Consider the following 23847-nt stretch of genomic DNA (forward strand, 5'->3'; position numbering starts at 1 on the left):
CAGATCATACAGTCGGCAGTGTTCGCTTTTCATTGAACAGTCGAGTCGGAGGTGCGGCATGCGCGCGATCGAGCTGGGAGAGTTCGGCGGTCCCGAGGTCCTGAAGCCGGTGGAGGTGGACGTCCCCCTGCCCGGTCCCGGGCAGGTGAGCATCGACGTGGCGTACGCGGGCGTGAACTACGCCGAGCTGAAGGCCCGCGGCGAGGGCTACCGGGTGGAGGCGCTGCCCTACCGCCCCGGCCTGGAGGTCTCCGGGCGTGTCCGGGCGCTCGGCGAGGGTGTCACCGGACTCGCCGTGGGCCAGGAGGTCGCCGCCCTGACCGGCAGCGGCGGCTACGCCGAGGTGGCCGTGGCCGACGCGACCACCGTCTTCCCGCTGCCGCCGGGCGTCGACCTGCGCACGGCCGCGGCCCTCCCCACCGTCCTGCCGACCGCGCAGGCGCTCGTGCACGCGGTCGGACGGCTCGCGCCGGGCGAGACCGTCCTCGTCCACGGCGCCGCGGGCGGCGTCGGCACCGCCCTCGGCGCGCTCGCCAAGGCGGCCGGGGCGGCCACGGTGTACGGCACGGTCTCCTCGGCGGCGAAGGCCGCGTACGCCCGCGACCACGGCTACGACGAGGTGTTCACCGGCGACTTCGAGCAGGACCCGCGGGCCCTGGAGAAGGCGGTCCGCGCGGCGACCGGCGACCGGGGCGTCGACCTGGTCCTCGACCCGGTCGGCGGCGAGACCCTCAAGGCCTCGCTCGCCTCGCTGGCCGTCTTCGGCCGGCTCGTCTCCTACGGCAACGCGAGCGCCGCGGAGCCGTGGCGGGTGGGCCAGCCGGAGCTCTACCCCACGGGCCTCTCCGTCTCCGGCTTCTCCATCCTCCACCTCGCCAGGACCGCCCCCGACGCCCTGCGCGCCCTCGCCGAGCGGGCCTTCGCGAAGGTCGCCGACGGCACCGTCACCCTGCCGGTCACCGCCGAGTTCCCGCTGGAGCGGGCCGCGGAGGCGCACCGCCTCATGGGCTCCCGCACCAGCACGGGCAAGCTGCTGCTCAAGGTCGGCTGAGCGGCTTCACGACGTCGGCGAAGGGGATCGCGGCGTGGGCGTCCACGGTGAAGAGGTCGTAATTGCGATACTCGCGCTGGGTTTCGTCGTCCCTGATGGCCCCCTTCCCTCTGAACGTCGAAATGGAGGCGGCCCAGCCGGAGTTCTGCGGGTCGAGAGCCCACCAGGACGTCACGTAACGGGGCTTTCGTGTCACGGTGATCAGGTTGGTGCTGTAGCTGACTTCAGCGTGGTAGACGCGGAATTCACCGCACTCCTTCGGAGGGCAGTAGAACCTCGACTCCTTGTCCCACGAGGCCTGTGCGATGCCGAAGGTGTCCAGGTCGATCCTTCCGCGGTCCTTCCTCATGACCATGGCCTCGAGGTCGGCTTCCAGGGCGTCGTACTTCGCCGTCCTGGGTACCTCGACCATCTTCTGCACGCTGTACTCCTCACCCGGGTCGAACCAGTTGCCGGGGCCGGTGAACGGGCCGGTGCCGAGGGCCGTCCACTCGACGGACTCGACGTGGCGCGCGACGTCCCCTTCCGTCTCCAGCGCCGCTTTGCGGTCCCGCAGCTCGGTGCTCTTCTCGACGTACTTCTCCGTGCGCCCGTACACCGTCCAGCCGTCGGCGAGGATGTAGAGCGGGACGGACCCGCTGTTCTTCAGGTGAAGCGTCACGGGGACGTGGACGACGGACCGTTCGAGGTCCATCCGCGGCGTTCCGTACCGCACCTGCAACGCCAGGTTCGCCGGTGCGGCCGTCGGCTGGTACAGGGAGGAGTAGGCGAAGTTCATCCCGGCCAGCGCCGCCGTGACCACCACGCCCGCCGCGATCTTCGTCGGGTGCGGAGTGCCCCGCCAGATCTTCTGCCGGACGACCACCCACAGCGCCCAGAAGGACCAGAGGAAGTGCGGGAAGAATGCCAGCGTGGACCACGTGGCCTCCATTTCCTGGAACCACAGAATGACCAGGAGGGTGGTGACCGCGAGCGCGATGAGGACGCCGACGAAGACGATGGCCCCCGAGAGGTTCAGGCTTCGTTTGCCCCAGTAGTCGAAGGCGGCGACCGCCGCGGCGCCTTCGACCAGACCGCCGAAGACGAAGAGGAAGCCCGTGATCCGTGCCGCGAACGTCATCGCGTCGAAGGCGTCCGGAACGCCGATGACGATCAGCAGCGTCGCGCACGCCACCAGCCCGAACGCCATGAACCCGATCGTCGCCCGTCTGCGCCAGGTGTGATCGGGCCAGACGTCGCTGCCGCCGCCGCACCAGCTCACGAAGGACCTGTCCTCCAGGTCCAGGTCCTTCGGGTAGCCGTGGCGGCGGAGAATTCCTCGTAGCTCTCGCAGAGACCAGGCGCGGTCCACCGTCTCGGCGCCGACGCGCACTTCGCGCAGTCCCCGGCTGTCCGGCGGACGCACCGTGACCTTGGTCCGGCGTTCCATGGCCCCCACCCTCCCGGCCGGGTGCGGAGCCCGCAGCTGGAGCTGCCCCGTTGGAGTGCTCCCCCCTCCCCGCCCCCCGGCCTACCCCGTGACCGCCCCCACCGGTTCCGCCGCCCACGGCGCCCCCGGCACCACCAGCGGCGATCCCGTCACCGGGTCCGGGACGACCACCGACTCCAGGCCGAAGACCTCGCGTACGAGCTCCGCCGTGACGACGTCCCCCGGCGCGCCCTCCGCGACCACCCGGCCCGCCTTCATGGCGATCAGGTGATCGGCGTAGCGGGCCGCCTGGTTGAGGTCGTGGAGGACGAGGACGACCGTGCGCCCGCGGACGCGGTTGAGCCGGCGCACCAGGTCCAGGACCTCGACCTGGTGGGCGATGTCCAGATAGGTCGTGGGCTCGTCGAGCAGCAGCAGATCGGTCTCCTGGGCGAGGGCCATCGCGATCCAGACCCGCTGCCGCTGGCCGCCGGAGAGCTCGTCCACCGAGCGGTCGGACAGGGCGCTCACGTCCGTGCGCTCCATGGCGTCGACGACCGCCCGCTCGTCCTCCTCCGACCACTGCTTCCACCACGCCTGGTGCGGCTGCCGCCCGCGCGCCACCAGGTCGGCGACCGTGATGGCCTCCGGGGCGACCGGGGTCTGCGGCAGCAGCCCGATGGCCCGGGCGATCCGCTTGGTGGGAAGCTTCGCGAGCTCCTCGCCGTCGAGGAGGACGGCCCCGCCCTTCGGCCTGAGCAGCCGGCCGAGCGCGCGCAGCGTCGTCGACTTGCCGCACGCGTTGGGGCCGACGATCACTGTCACCCTGCCGTCGGGGATCGCCAGGTCCAGCTCGTGGACGACGGTCCGCTCCTCGTACGCGAGGGTCAGCCCACGGGTCCTCAGCCTGCTCAACGCCTACCTCCGGTGCGCACGATCAGCCAGATCAGGTACGGGGCGCCGACCGCCGCCGTCAGGACGCCCACCGGCAGTTCGGTGGGCGCGAGGAGACGCCGGCCGAGAAGGTCGGCGAGAACCACGATCAGCGCTCCCATGAGCGCCGAGCACAGCAGCGGGATCTGTGCCGTCCGGGTGGTCCGGCGGGCGATCTGCGGGGCCAGCAGGGCCACGAAGTCCACCGGGCCGGCCACGCCGGTGGCGACCGACGCCAGGACGACGCCGACCGCCACCAGACCGAGGCGCACCCGGCCGAGCCGTACGCCGAGGGCCGTCGCCGTGTCGTCGTCCAGCGACACCGTCCGCTGGGCCCGCGCCGCCCACAGCACCGCGGGCAGCATGAGCAGCAGCGTCCAGCGCAGCGGCGCCGACTCGTCCCAGCCGCGGCCGTTCAGCGAGCCGGTCATCCAGATCTGGGCCTGCTGGGCGACCAGGTAGTCGCCCTTGGTCATGAACAGGTGGGTCAGCGAGCGCAGCGCGATCGCGAAGCCGATGCCGACGAGCACGAAGCGGGTGGCGTGCAGCCCGCCGCGCCAGGCGAAGACGTACACGAGCGCGGCGGCGAGGACGCCGCCGGCGATCGACACGTACGGGACGAGGTCGTAGGAGACGAGCCCGAAGGTCATCGCCGCGACGGTCACCGCGCCCGCGCCCTGGCTGATGCCGATGACGTCGGGGCTGGCCAGCGGGTTGCGGGCGACGGTCTGGACGAGGGCGCCGGCGATCCCGAAGGCGGCGCCGACCAGGAGCCCGGTGGCGAGCCGCGGCAGTCGCAGGTCCTCGACCACGAAGGACCTGCCGGAGCCCAGGAGGACGTCCAGGACCTCCGACGGCGGGACGAAACGCTCGCCGACGCACAGGGACGCGACCGAGACCGCGGCCAGGAGCAGGACGAGGACCGCGGCGACGAGCGCGGAGCGGCGGTGCACCAGGAAGGAGGCGCGGCCGGCCCGGACCAGGCCGTGGCCGTACGGGCGGAGCGGGGCGGCGGTCATGCCGGCACCGCCTTCCGCCGGACCAGCGTCACCAGGAAGGGCACGCCGATGAGCGCGGTCATCACGCCCGCCGGGACCTCGCCCGGCGGGAAGAGGATCCGGCCGAGGACGTCCGACACCAGCAGCATCACCGGTCCGACGAGCGCCGCCGTCGGCAGCACCCAGCGGTGGTCGCCGCCGACGAGCGCGCGGACGATGTGCGGGACGGCGAGGCCGACGAAGGCGATCGGACCGGCCGCCGCGACCCCGGCACCGGTCAGCACGGTCGCCCCGACGCCGCCCACGATCCGTACGGTCGCGACCCGCTGTCCGAGCCCCTTGGCGACGTCCTCGCCGAGCGCGAGGGCGTCGAGGCCGCGGGCGACCGACACGACCAGGACCGTGCCGAGCAGCAGGAAGGGCCAGATCTGGGCGACGACGTGGGCGTCGCGGCCGTCGAGCGAGCCGATCTGCCAGAACCGGAACTCGTCCAGCGCCGAGGCCCGGGTGGTCAGGACGCCGGTCGTCACGGACAGCAGCAGGGCGTTGATCGCGGCTCCGCCCAGCGCCAGCTTCACCGGTGTCGCGCCGCCCCGGCCGCTCGACGCGATCGCGTACCCGGCGACGGAGGCGAGCGCGGCGCCCGCGAAGGCGAACCACACGTAGCCGGTGAGGGTGTGCACCCCGGCGAAGGCGATGGCGAGCACGACACCGACCGAGGCGCCCTGGCTGATGCCGAGGATGCCGGGGTCGGCGATCGGGTTGCGGGTGATGCCCTGCAGGGCGGTCCCGGCGATTGCGAGCGCGGCCCCGACCATGAGGCCGATCAGGGTGCGGGGCACCCGCAGCTGCCGGACGACCTCGGCGTCGGGTCCGGTGGCGCCGTGCGCCAGCGCGTCGAACACGGTGGCGGGCGGGACGGCCCGGGCGCCCACCGCGAGGCTGAGCAGGATCGCGAGGAGCAGGGCGACGAAGGCCGCCGTGGTCGCGACGACGCGCCGGGAGGCGCGCCGGGAGCGTGTGGCGGTCATGGACACCCATCGGAAGTTCGGTAAGGCTTCGCTAAGTGTAGACAGCAGCGATGTTCGAACACACGGGCACAATGACCCGCATGGAAACCCTCAGCGGCGCGCTCACGGTCGGCTTCGACCTCGACCTGACCCTCCTCGACACCCGTCCCGGCATCAAGGCCACCTTCGAGGCGTTCTCCATCGACGTCGGCGTCCCGATCGACGCGGACCTCGTCGTCTCCCGCCTCGGGCCGCCGCTGAGCCACGAACTCGCCCACTGGTTCCCCGAGGACCGGGTCCCGGAGATGGTGAAGCGCTACCGGGAGCTCTACGGGCGGTACGCCATCGAGCCGACGGTCCCCATGCCCGGCGCGCGCGACGCGATGCGGGCCGTGCGCGAGGCGGGCGGCCGGACCCTCGTCGTGACCGCCAAGAACGAGCCGCACGCCCGGGTCCACCTCACCCACCTCGGCATGGAGCCGGACGCCGTCGTCGGCGACCTGTGGGCGGAGGGCAAGGCGGCGGCGCTGCGCGCGCACGGCGCGCGGGTGTACGTCGGCGACCACGTCGGCGACGTGCGCGGCGCCCGTACCGCCGGCGCGTTCTCGGTCGCGGTGGCGACCGGCCCGTGCCCCACCGAGGAGCTGCGCGCGGCCGGCGCGGACGTGGTCCTCGCCGACCTGACGGACTTCCGGGCCTGGTGGGAGGGCTACCGGGGCTGAGCCGCCGCGGCCTGCACGGCGCGGGCCCGGCGCCGCTGGACGGCGATCGAGCGGAGCACACCGGCGCCGGCGATCAGGAAGCCGACGCCCATCAGCATCGACACGAGGTACGCGACCGTCGGGAACGGATCGCTCCCGAGGAACAGCGGAGCCACGGTGACCAGCGTCGCGACCGCGCCGACGATGAAGACGATCGCACCGGCGCGGACGAGGCCGTCACCCGGAGCGCTGTCGTCCGACGGGGCCGAAGGGGTTTCACTACGCATCCGGCCAGGGTAGTTCCCAGGCCGGGACGACGGACCGGCGACGTCTTGTCACCGGGCCTCAGCCCATTAGCCTTGGTGCCGGCGGGTCGGTCAGTGACCCGCTGTATCTCTTTCGCAGACACAGAGCCGGGATCCCGGCGCCCCATCGAGTACGAGGACGAGGACGGACGTGCCTACCGGCAAGGTCAAATGGTTCAACAGCGAGAAGGGCTTCGGCTTTCTCTCCCGCGACGACGGCGGCGACGTCTTCGTGCACTCGTCGGTACTCCCCGCCGGAGTCGACGCCCTGAAGCCGGGGCAGCGCGTGGAGTTCGGCGTGGTCGCCGGCCAGCGCGGCGACCAGGCGCTCTCCGTGACGGTTCTCGACCCGACCCCGTCCGTCGCCGCGGCGCAGCGCCGTAAGCCCGACGAACTGGCGTCCATCGTGCAGGACCTCACCACGCTCCTGGAGAACATCACGCCGATGCTGGAGCGCGGCCGCTACCCCGACAAGGTCCACGGTAAGAAGATCGCGGGCCTGCTGCGGGCGGTCGCCGACCAGCTGGACGTCTGAGCCCTCCCCGCCGGGGAGGAGGACGGGCCCCGCTAGGGGAACGTGAGCGCGTCCGGGCCGAGGGGCGGTACGAGTCCCTCGGCCGCGGCGCGCGTGAGCAGCCCGCGCACCGCCGCGTAGCCGGTCTCGCCGAGGTCGGCGGTGAACTCGTTGACGTAGAGCCCGATGTGCTGATCGGCCACCTTCGGGTCCATCTCCTGCGCGTGCTCGAGTACGTACGGGCGCGAGACGACCGGGTCGTCCCAGGCCATGCGGACCGAGGTGCGCGCCGACTCGGCGAGCAGACGCAGGGTGTCCTCGCCCAGCGAGCGCTTCGCGACGATCGCACCGAGCGGGATCGGCAGTCCGGTGGTGTGCTCCCAGTGCTCGCCCATGTCGGCGAGCGCGTGCAGGCCGTAGTTCTTGTAGGTGAAGCGGGCCTCGTGGATGACGAGCCCGGCGTCCACCTTGCCGTCGCGCACGGCCGGCATGATCTCGTGGAACGGCAGGACGACCACCTCGCCGACCCCGCCGGGGACGGTGTCCGCGGCCCACAGCCGGAACAGCAGATAGGCGGTCGAACGCTCGCTCGGCACGGCGACCGTCCTGCCGGTGAGGTCGAGGTCCGGGTCGCGGGTCAGCACCAGCGGGCCGCAGCCGCGGCCCAGGGCGCCGCCGCAGGGCAGCAGGGCGTACTCGTCGAGGATCCACGGCAGCACGGCGTACGAGACCTTCAGGACGTCGTACGGGGCGTCGCCGGCCTCCGCCCACCCGTTGGTGAGATCGATGTCGGCGAAGGTCACGTCGAGGCGCGGGGCGCCCGGGACGCGGCCGTGCGCCCACGCGTCGAAGACGAAGGTGTCGTTCGGGCAGGGCGAGTAGGCGATCTTCAGCTTGGTCACGACGGAGACTCCTCCGGGTCCACGAGGACGGTCGGGAAGACGGTGCCGGCGAGCAGCCGGAAGGCGTTCCGCAGGGCGTCCAGGGCCGGGCCGATCCGCCAGGCGGCGCGGTCGCGGGGGCCGACGGCGTTGGACACGGCGCGGATCTCGACGACGGGCACGCCGTACGCGGCGGCGGCCTCCGCCACGCCGAATCCCTCCATCGCCTCGGCGACGGCGTCCGGGTGACGCTCCGCCAGCTCGGCGGCCCGCCCGGCGGTGCCGGTCACGGTCGAGAGGGTGAGCACGGCGCCGACCACGTGCGGCTGCCCGCCGCGGGCGAGCGCGTCGGCGACGCGGTCGGTGAGGGCCTTGGGCACGGGATGCGCGGAGCGGCCGAAGCCGAGCTCCTCGACGGCGAGGTAGCCGTCGGCCGTCTCCGCGCCCAGGTCGGCCCCGACGAGGCGGTCGGCGACGACCACGTGCCCGAGGGGGCCGTGGGGCGCGAACCCGCCGGCGATCCCGGCCGAGACGACGAGGTCGTACGGCTGCGCGGGGGCGCGCAGGGCCGCGGCGGCCAGGGCGGTCGCGGTGGCCGTGGCGGCGGCCGCCGGGCCCACGCCGGCCGCGAGGACGTCGACGACGGCGGACGGGCCCGCGTGCCGGCGCAGCGTGAAGCCGCCGGGCAGCGGGACGCGGGCGTCACCGCCCGGGCCGAGGCCGGCGGCGACGGAGTCGGCCTCCGCCGCCACGGCCGTCACGACCAGGACGCGAGGGATCGGGGTCAGGACTTCTTCTTGAGCTCGATCTGCCAGATGCCGGTCACCGTCTTGCCGGTGTTCTCGACGATCGTCACCTGGGTCTGGTTGGTCGTCTCGCCCGTCTGGCTGGAGAAGAAGGCGCTGCCCGGGATGGAGCGGTACGTCTTCTTGTACGGCTCCGGCTCGGCCGCCTGGCCGCCCAGGAAGATCGTCCAGCCGTTGTCGGCGATCTCGGGGTCGACGCCGAAGCGGATCTTCTCGTCCGTGTCGACGGTGATGCTCTTCTCGGCCTTCTTGTTGAGGCAGGCCGGGATCTGCGACTCCTTGATGGGGTCGCCGTCGTTGTAGCAGGCCGCTTCGGCGCTCACCGACTTCGACCCGACCGTCACGGTCGCGATCGGGGTCGGCTTGTCGCAGGCGGAGAGGACGAGGAGCCCCGCGGAGACGGCCCCGAGGGCCACGGCGGCCCGGCGGCGCTTACGGGTGAGGAACGCAACGGTCATGGGCCGAAGGCTATCGGGCCGTCGCGCCCGCGACACGCGGGGGTACGGCGTGCCGCCCGAGAGACCCCGCACGGGGTGCCGCGCCGCCCGGCCCGGCCTACGGAGCGGGCGCCAGGCGTGCCCGTGAAGTCCCGCCCGCTCGTGACGCGCTACCCCGCCCGCTCGTGACGCGCTGCCCCGCCCGGCTCGCGACGCGCTGCCCTCCGGGCGGGGGACGCGGGCCTTGCTCTGCGGGCGGGGGACGCGAGCCCTGCTCGCCGGGCGGGAGACGCGAGCCCTGCCCCCCCGGGCGGGCGACGGAGCGCCTGCCCTCCGGGCGGGGGGACGCGAGCTTTGCCCCTCGGGCGGGCGACGGAGCCCCTGCCCTCCGGGCGGGGGACGCGAGCCCGGCCTTCCAGGCAGGGGACGCGAGCCTTGCTCGCCGGGCGGACGACGCGAGCCTTGCCCGGGCGGGCGACGGAGCCCCTGCCCTCCGGGCGGGGACGCAAGCCCGGCCTTCCGGGCGGACGACGCGAGCCTTGCCCGCCGGGCGGACGACGCGAGCCCCTGCCCTCCTGGCGGGCGACGGAGCCCCTGCCCTCCGGGCGGACGACGCGAGCCCCTGCCCTCCTGGCGGGCGACGCGACTTTCCGGACGCGGCCTAGGCCACCCGCGTCTTGTCGGCGCTGCTGCGGCCGCCCGGCCTGCGGGCGGCCGTGAGCAGTCCGCGTACGGCGAGGAGCCAGCCGATCCCCAGGATGGCGGCCGCCACCGTCATCCCCACGGTGCCGTTCAGCGGGAGCGCGATGCCGATCGCGCCGCCCACCACCCAGGACATCTGCAGCGCCGTCTCCGAACGGGCGAACGCCGAGGTCCGCACCACCTCCGGCACGTCGCGCTGGATCAGCGCGTCCAGGGACAGCTTGGACAGGGCCTGCGTCAGGCCCGCCACGGCGCCGAGCACCGCCACCATCAGGCCGCCGAAGAAGATCGCCGCGAGCACCGCCGTGGCGAGCACGACCGACAGCATCGTGGCGATGATCACCTCCGGCCCGTGGCCCCGGTCCCGCAGCAGCGAGCCCACCGCCGTCCCGCACGCGTTGCCGACGCCCGCCGCCACCGCCACCATGCCGAGCGACACCGCCGCGCTCTGCCCGGGCAGCGGGTGCACGCGCAGCAGGAACGCCAGGAAGAAGATCAGGAAACCGGACAGCATCCGCTGGGAGGCGTTCGCCTGGAGGCCGTGCAGGACCGCCGGGCCGACCGTCCGCAGGCTCGGCTTCTTCTCGCCGTGCGTCAGCAGGTGCGCCCGCCGCTCACCCTTCGCCGAGTCCACCTTGTGCGGCATCCGCAGCGCCCAGTACGTGCCCAGCAAAAACAGAGCGCACGCCCCGTACAGCGGCCAGCCCGGCCCGACCTGCTGCAGCCCGGCCCCGATCGGCGCGGCGATGCCGGTGGCGAGCAGGCCGGCGAGCGTCACCCGGGAGTTGGCCTTCACCAGCGAGAAGTTCGGTGGCAGCAGGCGCGGTACGACGGCGCTGCGCACCACCCCGTACGCCTTCGACGCCACGAGGACGCCGAGCGCCGCCGGATACAGCTGGATGCCCCCCGTGGCGACCGCGCCGGACATCAGCACGGCGAGCACGGCACGGGTCAGCATCGCGCCCGCCATGGCGGCGCGGCGGCCGTGCGGGAGGCGGTCCAGGAGCGGGCCGATGACGGGCGCGAGGAGGGTGAACGGGAGCATCGTGATGGCCAGGTAGAGCGCGACCCGGCCGCGTGCCTCGTCGGTCGGCACGGAGAAGAACACGGTGGAGGCGAGCGCGACGGTGATCATGACGTCGCCGGCGCCGTTGACGGCGTGCAGCTCGATCAGTTTCCCGAGCCCCGACTCGCCCGCTCCGTGCGCGTGCGTGGCCTTCCTGATCCCCCGCGCCGTGCCGGTGAACGGCAGGTGCAGGGCACGTCCGACCGACCGGCCCGCTCGGCTGAGCGGCCCGGCATGATCGTGGGATCGTGCGGAAGACCGTGCGGCTGCCACTCCGTCATAGTGCCCCACACACAGGTCGTACGAACCGATGGCGGGGCCCGGCGGACCCCATCCGTCGTCCGCGATGCGGGCCACTTGGGGCGGGCAGGTGGGCTGAGCGCTGCGAACGGGGTAGCGTGCGTAGCGCGCCACCGGCGGATGTTCTCGGCCGCGCGCCTCTTCGGCATCCCGCAGAATGGATGACGATAGGTGTGCCCGAGACACGCGAGAAGACGAGAGACATGTCGGGCGTGGACGTCGATGCGGCCCTCTGGTCCGCTCCGCCCACTGCCCCGGACTTCGCTTTCGCTCCCGCTCCTCTCGGCCGGCGCACCCGTGAGACGGCGTAGGAGAGAAGCGAGACCTGTGAGTGCTGCGACGACGCGAAGCCGTACCCCGCGTACCCCGCGAGCCACGCGTACCCCGGACCGTCTGTGCGCCGAGGCGGTAGACCTCGCGAGGGAGGCCGCCGAGGAGGCGGCCGCCCCCGGCGTGGTCGGGGAGCACGTGGAGGTCGTCGCCGAGGGCGACCGGGTCGTCACGCACTTCTTCGAGTCCAAGGAGCCGGGCTACCGCGGCTGGCGCTGGGCCGTGACTGTCACCCGGGCCTCCCGCGCGAAGAACGTGACGCTTGACGAAACCGTCCTGCTGCCCGGCCCGGACGCCCTCCTCGCCCCCGAGTGGGTGCCGTGGAGCGAGCGGCTGCGGCCCGGTGACATGGGGCCGGGCGACCTGCTGCCGACGGAGCAGGACGACCTGCGCCTGGAGCCCGGCTATTCGGGCGAGGACGCGCCGCCGCCGAACTCCGCCGTCTCCGAGGAGATGGCGGACCACCTCGACGAGGAGGACGCCGAGCTCACCTCGCGCGCCCCGTCGCGGGGCGCGATCGCCGCGGTCGCCGAGGAGCTCGGCATGCGCAGGGCCCGGGTGCTGTCCCGGTACGGCCTGCACGTGGCGGCGGACCGCTGGGAAGAGGCCTTCGGGGCGAAGACCCCGATGGCGCAGGCCGCGCCCGCGACCTGCCAGTCGTGCGCCTTCCTGGTGCCGGTGGCCGGCTCCCTGAAGCAGGCCTTCGGTGTGTGCGCGAACGAGTTCTCCCCGGCGGACGGCCGCGTGGTCTCGCTCTCCTACGGTTGCGGCGGCCACTCGGAGGCCGCGGTCATGCCGAAGCCGCCGCGGCCGGCGCCGCCGGTGCTGGACTCGATGGCGGCGGACGTGTTCCCTCTGCGTCCGGCGAAGGACTCCGGCTCCACGACGGAACCGGACACCACCTCGGAAGACCTGGGCCACTCCTGACCCCACCCCCCGTCCCGGCCCCCCGGCCGGGCCGCGGGGCGGGCCCAACCCCGCCACCCACCGCGCCGTCCCCGGCGCCCTGCGCCAACCCCTCGCGGTCCCCGCAGCGCCGTGCGCCCACCCTCGCGGCCCCGCGCCGCCCTGCGCCCGCGTTGTGGGCCGCGCCCTCGCCCGCCGTGGGCTGCGCCCGCCCGCCCGGTTGTGGGCTGCGTCCTCGCCCCAGCTGTGGGCTGCGTCCGCCCGCCCCGCTGTGGGCCGCGCCCGCCGTCCTCGTTGTGGGCTGCGTCCGCCCGCCTCGTTGTGGGCCGCGCCCGCCGTCCCCGTTGTGGGCCGCGCCTGCCCGCCGCGTTGTGGGCCGCGCCCCGCCCGCCCCGCTGTGGGCCGCGCCCGTCGTCCCCGCTGTGGGCCGCGCCCGCCCGCTGCGTTGTGGGCTGCGCCCGGCCGTCTTCGTTGTGGGCAGTCGTTCCGCTGGGGCGGAACGGGTGGGCACAACGGAACATTGCGCCTTGCCGCGCCTAGGCTTCCGCGCTTTGACGCCCGCCTGGAGGGCGCGGCGTCGTGAGGGGTGGGCGTAGGTACAGGGAGCGGGGCGCGCCGCCAGGCGCGGTCCCGTGTGCCCACCCGTCCCGCCCTGGGGGTCCCCCCGGACGAAGTCTGGGGGAGGGACGATTGCCCACACGGAGGTGGGCGAGCGCGCCGCACGGGGCGTAGGCGAGCACCCCGCACGTGGCGTGGGCGGGCGCCCCGCGTCGAGGGGTGAGTCGGAGTGCCCACCCGGCGGTGGGCGGATGTCACGCGGGGGCGGCGGGCGAGGGCCCCGGCGGGGGTGGGCGAGCGCCCCGTACGGGGCGTGGACGAGTGCTCCGTGTCGCGGGTGAGTCAGAGTGCCCACCCGGCGGTGGGTGGATGCCCCGTGTCGCGGGTGAGTGCCAACCCGGCGGTGGGCGGATGCCACACGGAGGTCGCGAGCGCCCCGGCACCGGGGCGTGGGCGGGCGCCTCGCGCCGAGGTGGGGAGTGCCCGCCCGGCGGTGGGCGGATGCCCTGCACGGGGGCGGCGGGCGAGTGCCCCCGTGGCGGGGGTGGGCGAGCGCCCCCTGCGGGGTGCGCGGGTGTCCTGTGTGGGGTGAGGGGCCGGGGCGTGGGGCCGGGGCGTGGGCGCCTCGGCGTGGGGGTGCCTCCGCGCGCCCCCCGGCGGGGAACGCGCCCCGGCGGTGGTCGTACCCCGGGGCGCGATACCTTCGGGCGGCACCGGCCACACTTCCCCGTCCCGCAGAGTGGAGTCAGACGTGAGCGTCAGCGTCAGGACGTCGACCGACGGAACCGACCCCTTCGGTACCGCACGGCTCCGCAGAGGCGTGCTCGACGCGTGGGCCGCGGGCCCCGCCCGCTTCCGCGAGGACGCCAACGCCGAGGAGGACCTCGTCCTCGGCGGCTACCGGGACCGCCTGGTCGTCGAGCTGGCGCAGAACGCCGCCGACGCCGCCCGCCGCGCCGGCGTCCCCGGCCGGCTCCGGCTCACCCTGCACCCGGCCGACGCCGACGGCCCCGCCGCCCTCGCCGCCGCCAACACCGGCGCCCCCCTGGACGCCACCGGCGTCGAGTCGCTCTCGACCCTCCGCGCCTCCGCCAAGCGCACCGACCGCGATACCGCGCACGACACCGGCGCCGTCGGCCGCTTCGGCGTCGGTTTCGCCGCCGTGCTCGCCGTGACCGACGAGCCGGCCGTCCTCGGCCGCCACGGCGGCGTCCGCTGGTCCCTCGCGGAGGCCCGCGAGCTGACCGCCGACGTCGCCCGGCACAGCCCCGGCCTCGGCGACGAACTGCGCCGCCGCGACGGCCACGTGCCGCTGCTGCGCCTCCCGCTGCCCGCCGAGGGCACCGCGCCCGAGGGCTACGACACCGTCGTCGTCCTTCCGCTGCGCGACTCCGCCGCCGTCGACCTGGCCGAGCGGCTGCTCGCCTCCGTGGACGACGCCCTGCTGCTCACGCTGCCCGGCCTCACCGAGGTCGTCGTCGAGACGGAGCAGGGCGTCCGCACCCTCACCCGTACCGACGAGGGCGGATACGTCCACATCGCCGACCGCGCCGACTCCCTCTCCACCACCCGCCGCTGGCGGACCGTCAGCCACGGCGGCCCCCTGGACCCGGCCCTGCTCAAGGACCGGCCCGTCGAGGAGCGCCTCCGCCCGCACTGGTCGGTCACCTGGGCCGTCCCCGTGGACGCCGAGGGCGCGCCGCAGTACCCGCACACCACCCCCGTCGTGCACGCCCCCACCCCCACCGACGAGCCCCTCGGCATCCCCGCCCTGCTCATCGCGTCCTTCCCGCTGGACACCGCCCGCCGCCACCCGGCGCCCGGCCCGCTCACGGACTTCCTGGTCGACCGGGCCGGCGAGGCCTACGCGGAACTGCTCGCCGACTGGCTGCCGGTGACCACCGGCACCCTCGACCTGGTGCCCGGCCCGCTCGGCAAGGGCGTCCTCGACGGCGCGCTGCGCGCCGCCGTGCTGGAGCGGCTGCCGCGGGTCGCGTTCCTCGCGCCCGCCGCCGTCTCCGAGGACCTGCCCGCGCTGCGGCCGATCGAGGCGGAGGTCGTGGAGGGCGCGGGAGCCGAGACGGTCACGGTCCTCGCCGAGGTCTTCCCGACCCTGCTGCCGGCCGGCCTGGAGCGCCGTCCGGAGCTGCGCACGCTCGGCGTGGGCCGGCTGCCGCTGACGGAGGCGATCGACCGGCTCGCGGGCGTGGACCGGACCCCGGCCTGGTGGTGGCGGCTCTACGACTCGCTCGCCGGCGTCGACCCGGACCGGCTCACCGGCCTGCCGGTGCCGCTGATGGGCGCGGACACCTCCGCGGCCGGGCCCCTCGCCGGGCCGCTCGCCGGGCCGCTCGCCGAGCCCCTGGCGGCCGCCGAGGACGAGGCCGGCGGGGTGCCCCCGGCGGCCCGTGTGCGCACCACGATCGGCCCCCGCCAGGTCCTCCTCCCGCAGGAGCACACCCCCGTCGACCTGGCCCGCCTCGGCCTCAAGGTCGCGCACCCGGACGCCGCCCACCCGATCCTGGAGAAGCTCGGCGCCGTGCCGGCGACCCCGCGCGCGGTGCTCACCACGCCCCAGGTCCGCGCGGCCGTCGCCGCCTCCCTCGACGCGGGCGAGATCTGGGACGAGGACGCCGACACCCTGGACGCGGACGAGCTCGCCGAGGCGGTCCTCGCGCTCGTCCGGGAAGCGGACCTGGCTCCCGGCGACGAGCCGTGGCTGGGCGCGCTCGCCCTGCCCGACGAGGACGGCGAGCTGGCCCCGGCGGGCGAACTGGTCGTGCCCGGCTCCGACTTCGCGGCCGTCATGCGCGAGGGCGAACTCGCCCTCGTGGACCCCGAACTCGCCGAGCGCTGGGGCGAGCAGCCGCTCGCCGCCTGCGGCGTCCTGGCCGGCTTCCAGCTGGTCCGCGCCGCCGACCTGGTCCTCGACCCGGACGAACTGGAGCCGCGCGAGGGCGACTTCGCCGAGCCGGACGACGCGGGGCTGCTCGACGCCGTCGACGTGTGGTGCGAGGACGTCCTGGACCGGCTGCCGGACACGCCGGTGCCGCCGGTGGCGACCGAGATCGTCGCCGTACGGGACCTGGACCTGGTCGACGACGACGCCTGGCCGCAGGCGCTCGCCCTGCTCGCCCGGCCGCCGCTGCGGGACGCGCTCACGCAGCCCGTGCGGGTGCTGCTGCCGGACGGCACGACCGAGACCGTCCGCTCGTACACCGCCTGGTGGCTGCGCGACCACCCGGTGCTCGACGGGCGCCGGCCCGCCGGACTGCGCGCCGCGGGCACCGACCCGCTGCTGATCGGCCTCTACGACTCCGCCGACGCGACCGGTTTCGAGGACGAGCAGGTGCTGCGGGCGCTGGGCGTCCGCACCTCGGTGCCTGCGCTCCTGGACGAGCCGGGCGGCGCCGCCGAGCTCCTGGGCCGGCTCGCCGACCCGTCCCGCGAGGTGTCCGGCGCCCAGCTGCACGCCCTCTACACGGCCCTGGCCGACCTGGACCCGGAGCAGGTCACCCTCCCCGACGAGCTGCGCGCGGTGGTCGACGGCGCCCTGGTGGTCGTGGACGCGGCCGACGCCCTCGTCGCGGACGCCCCCGACCTGCTGCCGCTCGCGGCCGGGCTGCCCCTGCTGCCGGTCGCCCCGGCCCGGGCGGCGGACCTGGCGGAGCTGTTCCAGGTGCGGCGGCTGAGCGAGGCGGTGGAGGCCGAGGTGACGACGGTCGGCGAGGAGCACGAGGTCCCGTCCGCCGTGCACGCCCTCCTCGGCCCGGGCACCCCGGCCACCTACATCGAGCACGAGGAGCTGCGGGCCGCCGGCGTCGAGCTGGACTGGCGCCGCACGCCCGACGGGGTGATCCACGCCGCCACCCTGGAGGGCGTCGCCGCCGGCCTGGCCTGGGCGGCGGGCCAGTGGCCCCGCCGCTTCGAGGTGGCGGCGCTTCTGGAGGACCCGTCGAGGACGGCGGAACTGGCGCGGGACCGCTGGTTCGACTGAGCGCGCGGCCCGGCGTGAGCGGCGGGACGCCCCCAGGGGCCGGACCTTCCGAACACGCCGGGCTCGCGCCCGGTCCGAAGGACTCCCGCTGCGCCGGGCTCGCGCCCGGCGCGAAGGACCCCGCTACCGGCGTGAAGGACCCCGCTACGCCGGGAAGCGCCGGCCCACCCAGCGCCACGCGAGCTCCAGCACCGCCGCGCCCGCCGCCGCGATGGCGACCGCCGTCCACGGCATCGTGACGCCGACCAGCTTCAGGGCGAAGAAGTGCTGGAGCCACGGCACGACGAGGACGAGCAGGAAGGCCCCGCCCATGGCGGCGACCAGGGTGACGCGCCACCAGGTGTAGGGCCGGGCGATGATCGCGAGGACCCACATGGAGACCAGGAAGAGGGTGAGGGTCGCCGCGCTGGTCTCGGCGTCGAGGGCGCCCGGGCCCGTGTAGTGGTGGCGGGCGAGCAGGTAGGTGGCGAAGGTCGCCGTGCCGGCGATGACGCCCGCCGGGATCGCGTACCGCATCACCCGCCGTACGAAGTGGGGCCTGGCGCGCTCCTTGTTGGGGGCCAGGGCCAGGAAGAAGGCCGGGACGCCGATGGTCAGGGTCGACAGGAGCGTCAGGTGGCGGGGGAGGAAGGGGTACTCGACCTGGCAGACCACCACCAGGATCGCGAGGAGCACCGAGTAGACCGTCTTGGTGAGGAAGAGGGTGGCCACGCGGGTGATGTTGCCGATGACCCGGCGGCCCTCGGCGACCACCGACGGGAGCGTGGCGAAGGAGTTGTCGAGGAGGACGATCTGGGCGACCGCCCGGGTGGCCTCCGAGCCCGAGCCCATGGACACGCCGATGTCGGCGTCCTTCAGGGCGAGGACGTCGTTGACGCCGTCGCCGGTCATGGCGACCGTGTGGCCCCGGGACTGGAGCGCGGCGACCATCTCGCGCTTCTGCCGCGGGGTGACTCGCCCGAAGACCGCGTTCTCGTCCAGGACCTCCGCCATCCGCTCCAGCTCGTCGGGGAGCTTGCGCGCGTCGACGGTGTGCTCGGCGCCCGGCAGGCCGAGCTTGCCGGCGACCGCGCCGACGGAGACCGCGTTGTCGCCGGAGATGACCTTGGCGGCGACGTTCTGGTCGCCGAAGTAGGACAGGGTGTCGGCGGCGTCGGGCCGTAGCCGCTGTTCCAGGACGACGAGGGCCGTGGCCTTCGCGCCCGCCGACACGTCGGGGGCGTCGAGCTCGCCCGCGGCCCGCGCGAGGAGCAGCACCCGCAGGCCCTGTTGGTTGAGGCGGTCGATCTCGGCGAGGGCCGGGTCCTCGGCGGGCAGGAGGACGTCGGGCGCGCCGAGCAGCCAGGTGGAGCTCTCGCCGTCGCCCTCGCTGAAGGCGGCCCCGCTGTACTTGCGCGCGGAGGAGAACGGCAGTGACTCGGTGCAGCGCCAGTCCTCGGCGTCGGGGTAGGCGTCGATGACGGCCTGGAGGGAGGCGTTCGGGCGCGGGTCGGACTCGCCGAGGGCGCCCAGGACCTTGCGTACGTAGCTCTCGTCGGCGCCGTCGAGGAGCCGCAGGTCGGTGACGTCCATGCCGCCCTCGGTGAGCGTGCCCGTCTTGTCGAGGCAGACGACGTCGACGCGTGCGAGGCCCTCGATCGCGGGGAGCTCCTGCACGAGGCACTGCTTGCGGCCGAGCCGGATCACGCCGATCGCGAAGGCGACGGAGGTGAGGAGGACGAGGCCCTCGGGGATCATCGGGACGATGCCGCCGACGGTGCGGGCGACGGACTCCTTGAAGTCGTGGTCCTTGACGACGAGCTGGCTGACGACGAGCCCCAGGGCGGTGGGGATCATCATCCACGTCACGTACTTGAGGATCGTGGAGATGCCGCTGCGCAGCTCGGAGTGGACGAGCGTGAAGCGGGAGGCCTCCTCGGCGAGCTGGGCGGCGTAGGCCTCGCGGCCGACCTTGGTGGCGGTGAAGGCGCCGCCGCCGGCGACCACGAAGGACCCGGACATCATCCGGTCGCCGGGCCGCTTCACGACGGGGTCGGCCTCGCCGGTGAGCAGCGACTCGTCGATCTCCAGGCTGTCCGCCTCGGCGACCTCGCCGTCGACGACGACCTTGTCGCCGGGGCCGAGCTCGATGAGGTCGCCGAGGACGATCTCGGAGGTGGAGATCTCGGCGGAGACGCCGTCGCGCCGGACGCTCGGTCTGGCCTCGCCGATGACGGCCAGTCCGTCGAGGGTCTTCTTGGCGCGGAGCTCCTGGACGATGCCGATGCCGGTGTTCGCGATGATCACGAAGCCGAAGAGGCTGTCCTGGATCGGCGCGACGAAGAGCATGATCACCCAGAGCACGCCGATGATCGCGTTGAAGCGGGTGAAGACGTTGCCGCGGACGATGTCGGCGGTGGAGCGGGAGCTGCGTACGGGGACGTCGTTGACCTCGCCGCGGGCCACCCGTTCGGCGACCTCGGCCGCGGTCAGGCCGGCGACGCGGTGCACGACGGGGCGTTCGGCCTCGGCGGGGGTTCCGCTTCCGTCCGTGTCGATCTTCGCCCGCTGCGTCATGTTTTCGACGGTACGACCGGAATCGACCGATCACCTGCCGAGAGGTCCGTGCCGGGCGGCGGGCCCTGCGCGGCCGGGGGCCGCGCCTCGGGCCCTGCGTGGCCCGGGTGCTGCGTCTCGGGCCCTGCGTGGCCCGGGTGCTGCGTCTCGGGCCTGCGCGGCCGGGGGCGCTCCTCGTGCCCTGCGCGGCCGGGTGCTGCGTCTCGGGCCTACGCGGCCGGGGGCTGCGCCTGCCGCTCCGCCGCGTGGCGCTTGATCGCCGCGTCGCGCTTGCGGACGTACCAGATGCCGATGAGCCCGAGGCCCGCGCCGGCCAGGCAGGTCCACACCCACCAGGTCAGGTCCCGGTCGTCGAACCAGCCGTAGAAGGGGACCTGGACGAGGAACAGGACGAACCAGAGGATCGTGCCGCCGGTGATGGTGGCGACGACGGGCCCCTCCAGGGGCTCGGGTGCCTCGTGCTTCGGTGATCCCGACGAAAGACCGGTCATGGCGCTCAGTCTAGGGGGCCGGAATGCGCATCTACGCGCGGAGATGGACGCTCGCTCGCTCATGTGTTCATACTGAAACGGTTTGCCTCTGGCGGGCTCCCCTCGTATGAACCGCCAAAAAGGACTTCTTCCGAAGAGGAACCCACCCATGAGCACCACGGCCGCCGCCAAGGCCACCTCCCCGGAACCGGAAGCCCCGCAGGGCCCTGTCTCCGGCCTCGACCGCTTCTTCAAGATCTCCGAGCGCGGCTCCACCGTCGCCCGCGAGGTCCGTGGCGGTTTCGCCACCTTCTTCGCGATGGCCTACATCATCGTGCTGAACCCGATCATCCTCGGCAGCGCCAAGGACATGTACGGGCACCAGCTCGACAGCGGCCAGCTCGTCACCGCGACCGTCCTGACGGCGGCCTTCACGACGCTCCTCATGGGCGTCATCGGCAACGTGCCGATCGCGCTCGCCGCCGGCCTCGGCGTCAACACGGTCGTCGCCCTGCAGCTCGCGCCGAAGATGTCCTGGCCGGACGCCATGGGCATGGTGGTGCTGGCCGGTCTGGTGGTCATGCTGCTCGTCGCGACCGGTCTGCGCGAGCGCGTGATGAACGCCGTGCCGGTCGGCCTGCGCAAGGGCATCGCGATCGGCATCGGCCTCTTCATCATGCTCATCGGCCTCGTCGACTCCGGCTTCGTCTCCCGCATCCCCGACGCCGCCCACACCACCGTTCCGCTGCAGCTGGGCGGCGACGGGCACCTCACCGGCTGGCCGGTGCTCGTCTTCGTCCTGGGCACCCTGCTGACCCTGGCGCTGATCATCCGCAAGGTGCCGGGCGCCATCCTCATCTCGATCGTCGCCATGACGGTCGTCGCGATGGTGATCAACGCGGTCGCCACGGTGCCGTCCTGGGGTCTGACCACCCCGGAGTGGCCGGGCAACCCGGTCGCCTCGCCCGACTTCGGGCTGGTCGGCGAGGTCAGCCTGTTCGGCGGCTTCGACAAGGTCGGCCTGCTGACCGGCGTCCTCTTCGTCTTCACCGTGCTGCTGTCCTGCTTCTTCGACGCGATGGGCACGATCCTCGGCGTCGGCGACGAGGCCGGGCTCATGGACAGGGACGGCAACCTGCCGGGCATCAACAAGGTCCTGCTGGTCGACGGCCTCGCCGTCGCCTCCGGCGGCGCCACGTCCTCCTCCGCCACCACCTGCTTCGTGGAGTCCACGGCCGGCGTCGGCGAGGGTGCCCGTACGGGTCTGGCCTCGGTGGTGACCGGCGCCCTGTTCTCGGTCGCGCTGTTCCTCACGCCGCTCGCCACGATGGTGCCCTCGCAGGCGGCGACCCCCGCCCTGCTGGCGGTGGGCTTCCTGATCCTGGCCGGGTCGATCAAGGAGATCGACTGGAGCGACCACACGATCGCCGTGCCGGCCTTCCTGGCGATGGTGATGATGCCGTTCACGTACTCGATCACCAACGGCATCGGCATCGGCTTCATCGCCTTCAGCGTGCTGCGGCTCGCCGCCGGCCGGGGCCGCGAGGTCCCGGTCGCCATGTACGTCGTGTCGGCGGTCTTCGTCTTCTACTACGCGATGCCGGCGCTGGGCCTCACCTGATCGCCGGGGGCGTCCGGCGCCCCGTAGAACTTCTCCGTCTCCTCGACGGCGGTCTTGAACCGTTCGTCGAAATCCTCGCGAATGAGCGTCCGGGCGACATAGTCCTGGACGCTCATTCCGCGTCTGGCGGCGTGTCCGCGGAGCCGTTCGAGCAGCTCTCCGTCGATGCGCAGGCTGAGCACGGTCGAATCCATGCCCGTCAGGTTCGCGCCATGGAAGTCCTCCGCGCGTCACTTTCCGGATCGGTCTCACTCATTTGGGTGACAGATTGCGACATGGCGTTTTCGTCCCGCGACCGTCCCGTGACCACCGCGCGACCGCTCGGCGACCACCCCACGCGTCCTCCCGCGCCTCACCTCCGCTCCCGCGCCCCGATTGGTCTTTAGGGAGAGTAATGAGTTACGCTAATGAACATGCCTGACCTGTCCCACGGCACCGCCGACGACGCCGCGGCCGTGAACGCGCTCCGCAGCGCCGTGATGCGGCTGAGCCGACGCCTGAAGCACCAGCGCGTCGACGAGTCGCTGAGCCCGACCGAGATGTCGGTGCTCGGCACCCTGTCGCTGTGCGGCTCGGCCACCCCCGGTGAGCTGGCCCGCAAGGAGCACGTCCAGCCGCCGTCGATGACCCGCATCGTCGCGCTGCTCGAAGCCAAGGGGCTGGTCCGGCTCGAGCCACATCCCGACGACCGTCGGCAGAAGGTGGTCAGGCAGACCGAGCAGGCCGAATCCATGCTCGAAGAGTCCCGCCGCAAGCGGAACGCCTGGCTCGCCACCCTCGCCGAAGGTCTGGACGAGGACGAGTGGGCCAAGCTGCGCGCGGCCGCCCCGGTCCTGGAGAAGCTCGCACACCTCTAGCACCGATGGCCGAGGAGGCGACGCACTTTGAGTACGGGACCCGGAGCAGACTCCGCACCCGTCCATAAATCCGATACCTACACCCCCGCGCGGACGCGCGAACCCCGGAGCAAGGGGACCTTCTCCTCGCTCGGGATCCGGAACTACCGGCTGTTCTTCACCGGAGCGATCGTCTCCAACACCGGTACGTGGATGGCCCGGATCACCCAGGACTGGCTGGTCCTGAGCCTCACCGGCTCCGCCGCCGCCGTCGGCGTCACGACGGCGCTGCAGTTCCTGCCGATGCTGCTGTTCGGCCTCTACGGCGGCGTCATCGCCGACCGCTACCCGAAGCGGCACATCCTCCTCGCCAGCCAGGCCGCGCTCGGCCTGTGCGGGCTGACCCTGGCCGCACTGACCCTCACCGGGCAGGTGCAGGTCTGGCACGTCTACCTGATCGCCTTCCTCCTCGGCATGGTCACCGTCGTCGACAACCCGACCCGGCAGTCCTTCGTCTCCGAGATGGTCGGCCCCGGCCAGCTGCGCAACGCGGTCTCGCTGAACTCGGCGAACTTCCAGTCCGCCCGCCTGGTCGGCCCCGCCGTCGCGGGCCTGATGATCGCGTCGATCGGCAGCGGCTGGGCGTTCCTGCTGAACGGCCTGTCCTTCCTCGCCCCGATCGCCGGCCTGCTGCTGATGCGGACGAGCGAGCTCCACAAGGTGGAGCGCGCCCCGCGCGGCAAGGGCCAGCTGCGGGAGGGCCTGCGGTACGTGGCCGGGCGGCCGGACCTGATCTGGCCGATCGTCCTGGTCGGCTTCATCGGCACCTTCGGGTTCAACTTCCCGATCTGGCTGACCGCCTTCTCGGAGGGGGTCTTCCACGTCGGCGCCGGCACGTACGGCTTCCTGAACACCCTGATGGCGGCGGGCTCCCTGGTGGGCGCCCTGCTCGCGGCGCGCCGTGGCTCGACCCGGCTGCGGATGCTGGTGATCGCGGCGGGCGTGTTCGGCGTCCTGGAGGTCGCGGCGGCCCTCTCGCCGTCGTTCTGGCTGTTCGCGCTGCTGCTCGTACCCATCGGCATGATCGGCCTGACCGTCAACATCAGCGCCAATTCGGCCGTCCAGATGGCGACGGACCCGGTCATGCGGGGCCGCGTGATGAGCCTCTACATGATGGTCTTCGCCGGCGGCACCCCGATCGGCGCCCCGCTCCTCGGCTGGGTCACGGACACCTACGGCCCCCGCGTCGGCTTCGCCACCGGCGGCCTGGTCTCCCTCGCGGCGGCGGCCGTCATCGGCCTGATCCTGGCCAGGGTCGGCGGCCTCAGGCTCGCCGTGGGCTGGCACCACGGCCACCCGAGCCTCCGCTTCGTCCCCCAGCCCCACCGCGAACCCCTGGCCACCGCGGCGTAGCCCACCCACCCCCGCCCGGGCGGCCCCGACCAGAGCGGTCGGTGCCGC

At 73.7% G+C, this 23847-nt stretch carries 20 protein-coding genes; 8 read left to right on the forward strand and 12 right to left on the reverse strand.

Annotated features, from left to right (window positions below):
- The first annotated feature begins 58 nt into the window (after positions 1 to 58).
- The gene (locus tag ACIGXE_RS24075) at positions 59 to 1051 is read left to right on the forward strand and encodes a zinc-binding alcohol dehydrogenase family protein (protein WP_399750663.1); all 993 of its coding nucleotides are present in this window, start codon (positions 59 to 61) and stop codon (positions 1049 to 1051) included.
- On the opposite strand, the gene ACIGXE_RS24080 is transcribed toward ACIGXE_RS24075, so the two are convergent.
- The 4 genes from ACIGXE_RS24080 to ACIGXE_RS24095 form a co-directional block, all read right to left on the reverse strand.
- A complete protein-coding gene (locus ACIGXE_RS24080) occupies positions 1038 to 2480 on the reverse strand; it encodes a hypothetical protein (RefSeq protein WP_399750665.1) in 1443 nt (480 codons plus the stop codon). The genes ACIGXE_RS24075 and ACIGXE_RS24080 overlap by 14 nt on opposite strands.
- A gap of 81 nt (positions 2481 to 2561) precedes the next feature.
- A complete protein-coding gene (locus ACIGXE_RS24085; RefSeq protein ID WP_399750666.1) occupies positions 2562 to 3374 on the reverse strand; it encodes an ABC transporter ATP-binding protein in 813 nt (270 codons plus the stop codon).
- Positions 3371 to 4411 (reverse strand): FecCD family ABC transporter permease, encoded by a 1041-nt coding sequence (locus ACIGXE_RS24090; RefSeq protein WP_399750668.1) that lies wholly within the window; start codon positions 4409 to 4411, stop codon positions 3371 to 3373. Before ACIGXE_RS24090 ends, ACIGXE_RS24085 begins: the two co-directional genes overlap by 4 nt.
- The gene (locus ACIGXE_RS24095) at positions 4408 to 5421 is read right to left on the reverse strand and encodes a FecCD family ABC transporter permease (protein ID WP_399750669.1); all 1014 of its coding nucleotides are present in this window, start codon (positions 5419 to 5421) and stop codon (positions 4408 to 4410) included. Before ACIGXE_RS24095 ends, ACIGXE_RS24090 begins: the two co-directional genes overlap by 4 nt.
- An 80-nt stretch (positions 5422 to 5501) precedes the next feature.
- On the opposite strand from ACIGXE_RS24095, the gene ACIGXE_RS24100 reads away from it, so the two are divergent.
- Complete coding sequence (locus ACIGXE_RS24100) at positions 5502 to 6122, forward strand: HAD family hydrolase (protein WP_399750671.1); 621 nt, start codon at positions 5502 to 5504, stop codon at positions 6120 to 6122.
- Here the strand turns inward: ACIGXE_RS24100 and ACIGXE_RS24105 are convergent.
- Positions 6110 to 6388 carry a hypothetical protein gene (locus tag ACIGXE_RS24105; RefSeq protein WP_399750673.1) on the reverse strand — a complete coding sequence of 93 codons (279 nt, stop codon included), beginning with the start codon at positions 6386 to 6388 and terminating at the stop codon, positions 6110 to 6112. The two genes, ACIGXE_RS24100 and ACIGXE_RS24105, sit on opposite strands and share 13 nt — an antisense overlap.
- Before the next feature lie 169 nt (positions 6389 to 6557).
- Between ACIGXE_RS24105 and ACIGXE_RS24110 the strand changes: the two genes are divergently transcribed.
- Positions 6558 to 6941, forward strand: coding sequence for a cold-shock protein (locus tag ACIGXE_RS24110; RefSeq protein ID WP_031073201.1), 384 nt, complete (start codon positions 6558 to 6560; stop codon positions 6939 to 6941).
- Between the two features lie 32 nt (positions 6942 to 6973).
- On the opposite strand, the gene ACIGXE_RS24115 is transcribed toward ACIGXE_RS24110, so the two are convergent.
- The 4 genes from ACIGXE_RS24115 to ACIGXE_RS24130 form a co-directional block, all read right to left on the reverse strand.
- Positions 6974 to 7822 (reverse strand): 1,4-dihydroxy-6-naphthoate synthase, encoded by an 849-nt coding sequence (locus ACIGXE_RS24115; RefSeq protein ID WP_399750675.1) that lies wholly within the window; start codon positions 7820 to 7822, stop codon positions 6974 to 6976.
- Positions 7819 to 8562 (reverse strand): futalosine hydrolase, encoded by a 744-nt coding sequence (locus ACIGXE_RS24120; RefSeq protein ID WP_399750677.1) that lies wholly within the window; start codon positions 8560 to 8562, stop codon positions 7819 to 7821. Before ACIGXE_RS24120 ends, ACIGXE_RS24115 begins: the two co-directional genes overlap by 4 nt.
- Before the next feature lie 23 nt (positions 8563 to 8585).
- Positions 8586 to 9065, reverse strand: a complete 480-nt coding sequence (locus ACIGXE_RS24125) for a DUF2771 domain-containing protein (protein WP_399750679.1) — start codon at positions 9063 to 9065, stop codon at positions 8586 to 8588.
- Between the two features lie 640 nt (positions 9066 to 9705).
- Complete coding sequence (locus ACIGXE_RS24130) at positions 9706 to 11085, reverse strand: MFS transporter (RefSeq protein WP_399750681.1); 1380 nt, start codon at positions 11083 to 11085, stop codon at positions 9706 to 9708.
- Between the two features lie 354 nt (positions 11086 to 11439).
- Between ACIGXE_RS24130 and ACIGXE_RS24135 the strand changes: the two genes are divergently transcribed.
- Both ACIGXE_RS24135 and ACIGXE_RS24140 read left to right on the forward strand, forming a co-directional pair.
- A complete protein-coding gene (locus tag ACIGXE_RS24135; protein ID WP_399750683.1) occupies positions 11440 to 12369 on the forward strand; it encodes a DUF3027 domain-containing protein in 930 nt (309 codons plus the stop codon).
- Positions 12370 to 13645: 1276 nt separating this feature from the next.
- Entirely contained in the window at positions 13646 to 16903 is a 3258-nt protein-coding gene (locus ACIGXE_RS24140) for a sacsin N-terminal ATP-binding-like domain-containing protein (protein WP_399750685.1), read from the forward strand.
- Between the two features lie 144 nt (positions 16904 to 17047).
- Here the strand turns inward: ACIGXE_RS24140 and ACIGXE_RS24145 are convergent, their stop codons facing one another.
- Positions 17048 to 19459, reverse strand: coding sequence for an HAD-IC family P-type ATPase (locus tag ACIGXE_RS24145; protein WP_399750687.1), 2412 nt, complete (start codon positions 19457 to 19459; stop codon positions 17048 to 17050).
- A 209-nt stretch (positions 19460 to 19668) separates the two neighbouring features.
- Positions 19669 to 19950, reverse strand: a complete 282-nt coding sequence (locus ACIGXE_RS24150; RefSeq protein ID WP_399750689.1) for a DUF2530 domain-containing protein — start codon at positions 19948 to 19950, stop codon at positions 19669 to 19671.
- 148 nt (positions 19951 to 20098) lie between these two features.
- On the opposite strand from ACIGXE_RS24150, the gene ACIGXE_RS24155 reads away from it, so the two are divergent.
- Positions 20099 to 21550 carry an NCS2 family permease gene (locus tag ACIGXE_RS24155; protein WP_399750691.1) on the forward strand — a complete coding sequence of 484 codons (1452 nt, stop codon included), beginning with the start codon at positions 20099 to 20101 and terminating at the stop codon, positions 21548 to 21550.
- Here ACIGXE_RS24155 and ACIGXE_RS24160 read toward each other — a convergent pair.
- Positions 21520 to 21744, reverse strand: coding sequence for a ribbon-helix-helix protein, CopG family (locus tag ACIGXE_RS24160; RefSeq protein WP_399750693.1), 225 nt, complete (start codon positions 21742 to 21744; stop codon positions 21520 to 21522). The genes ACIGXE_RS24155 and ACIGXE_RS24160 overlap by 31 nt on opposite strands.
- Positions 21745 to 21963: 219 nt before the next feature.
- On the opposite strand from ACIGXE_RS24160, the gene ACIGXE_RS24165 reads away from it, so the two are divergent.
- Together ACIGXE_RS24165 and ACIGXE_RS24170 are read left to right on the forward strand one after the other, a co-directional pair.
- Complete coding sequence (locus ACIGXE_RS24165; protein WP_365337128.1) at positions 21964 to 22407, forward strand: MarR family transcriptional regulator; 444 nt, start codon at positions 21964 to 21966, stop codon at positions 22405 to 22407.
- 27 nt (positions 22408 to 22434) lie between these two features.
- A complete protein-coding gene (locus ACIGXE_RS24170; protein ID WP_399750695.1) occupies positions 22435 to 23799 on the forward strand; it encodes an MFS transporter in 1365 nt (454 codons plus the stop codon).
- Positions 23800 to 23847 lie beyond the last annotated feature (48 nt).

Source organism: Streptomyces sp. NPDC053431 (genome assembly GCF_044544925.1).
Lineage (GTDB): Bacteria > Actinomycetota > Actinomycetes > Streptomycetales > Streptomycetaceae > Streptomyces.

Bases quoted from the DNA above. Each gene is read 5' to 3' on its own strand.
- ACIGXE_RS24145 (WP_399750687.1), bottom strand. From the start codon at position 19,459: ATGACGCAGCGGGCGAAGATCGACACGGACGGAAGCGGAACCCCCGCC.
- ACIGXE_RS24165 (WP_365337128.1), top strand. From the start codon at position 21,964: ATGCCTGACCTGTCCCACGGCACCGCCGACGACGCCGCGGCCGTGAAC.
- ACIGXE_RS24090 (WP_399750668.1), bottom strand. From the start codon at position 4,411: ATGACCGCCGCCCCGCTCCGCCCGTACGGCCACGGCCTGGTCCGGGCC.
- ACIGXE_RS24155 (WP_399750691.1), top strand. From the start codon at position 20,099: ATGAGCACCACGGCCGCCGCCAAGGCCACCTCCCCGGAACCGGAAGCC.
- ACIGXE_RS24125 (WP_399750679.1), bottom strand. From the start codon at position 9,065: ATGACCGTTGCGTTCCTCACCCGTAAGCGCCGCCGGGCCGCCGTGGCC.
- ACIGXE_RS24160 (WP_399750693.1), bottom strand. From the start codon at position 21,744: ATGGATTCGACCGTGCTCAGCCTGCGCATCGACGGAGAGCTGCTCGAA.
- ACIGXE_RS24080 (WP_399750665.1), bottom strand. From the start codon at position 2,480: ATGGAACGCCGGACCAAGGTCACGGTGCGTCCGCCGGACAGCCGGGGA.
- ACIGXE_RS24095 (WP_399750669.1), bottom strand. From the start codon at position 5,421: ATGACCGCCACACGCTCCCGGCGCGCCTCCCGGCGCGTCGTCGCGACC.
- ACIGXE_RS24075 (WP_399750663.1), top strand. From the start codon at position 59: ATGCGCGCGATCGAGCTGGGAGAGTTCGGCGGTCCCGAGGTCCTGAAG.
- ACIGXE_RS24150 (WP_399750689.1), bottom strand. From the start codon at position 19,950: ATGACCGGTCTTTCGTCGGGATCACCGAAGCACGAGGCACCCGAGCCC.
- ACIGXE_RS24105 (WP_399750673.1), bottom strand. From the start codon at position 6,388: ATGCGTAGTGAAACCCCTTCGGCCCCGTCGGACGACAGCGCTCCGGGT.
- ACIGXE_RS24100 (WP_399750671.1), top strand. From the start codon at position 5,502: ATGGAAACCCTCAGCGGCGCGCTCACGGTCGGCTTCGACCTCGACCTG.